1 protein-coding gene is annotated in these 961 nt (G+C 50.2%); it reads right to left on the minus strand.

Annotation, left to right across the window (positions count from 1 at the left end; translation table 11 throughout):
• Positions 1–51: 51 nt before the first annotated feature.
• Positions 52–961 (minus strand): IS110 family RNA-guided transposase (locus Pmgp_RS19255; RefSeq protein ID WP_134216303.1); only part of this gene is annotated, 910 nt, incomplete at its 5' end.

Genomic DNA, 961 nt, shown 5'->3' on the forward strand with positions numbered 1-961 from the left:
TCAACTGGTAATAACTGGGCAACCAAGAAGGCGGTCACTTATAGGAGGCGATCAACCACCCCTCTTTCTAGGAATATATAGCTGGTTCGTGCGCAGCAAAGCATAAACCAGCCGGACCAGTTTTCTGGCGGTTAAGACGAGTGCTCTTTTATGTTTATGAGTATGGGCTTCATCATACTTGACGCGGTAGAACTCAGCGTATTCCCGATCATGCACCCTAATCAGGTTGGCTGCCTCTACCAGGTAGTAGCGCAAGTACTTGTTGCCGGAGCGGACACGTTTAATATCTTCGGCCTTCCAGTCGCCGGACTGTTGTTCGTTCCACACCAGGCCGGAGAACTTGGCCAGTGCCTTGTGGTTTTTAAACCGCTTGACATCGCCGACTTCCGCCAGAATGCCGGCGGAATAGACCGGACCGATACCCTTGAGTGAAGTAAGGGTTTGGGGTATCGCCTTCATGTGTTCTTCAATGAGCTTGTCCAGCTTTTTAACTTCAGACTGCAAGAACTTGATCACGCTGATGCTGGAAGCCAGACAGGCGTTTACCGGGTCGGCCAGTGACTTATTCAAGCGGTAGGAAGAGCGGGCCGCCTTTTGCAGGGCTTTGGCTATCCCCTCAGTGTCTACCAGGCGGTTTTTGCTCTTTTGCTCCAAGAAAGAAACCAGATCTTCCAGCGGCATGGCGGCAATTTCATCGGGGGACAGGAATTCCTCCACCACCGCCATGGCAGTGGCCCCGAAATTATTGGAGAAAATCTTTTCCTGACGCAAAGAGCTGAACTTCAGGAAGAGACTGTTTAAAAAATAGGTTTTCTCTCGCTTTATCATGTTCACCAGGTGAAACCTGTTTCGGGTCAGCCTTTGCAGCGCAAGGAAACGCTCATCCATAAAAACCTCCTGGGGAAGGCGACCAAAGCGTAACTTGTCTGCAATAACCCAGGCGTCTATATCATCATTTTTT

It is taken from the genome of Pelotomaculum propionicicum (assembly GCF_004369225.1).
GTDB classification, from domain to species: Bacteria; Bacillota; Desulfotomaculia; order Desulfotomaculales; family Pelotomaculaceae; genus Pelotomaculum_B; species Pelotomaculum_B propionicicum.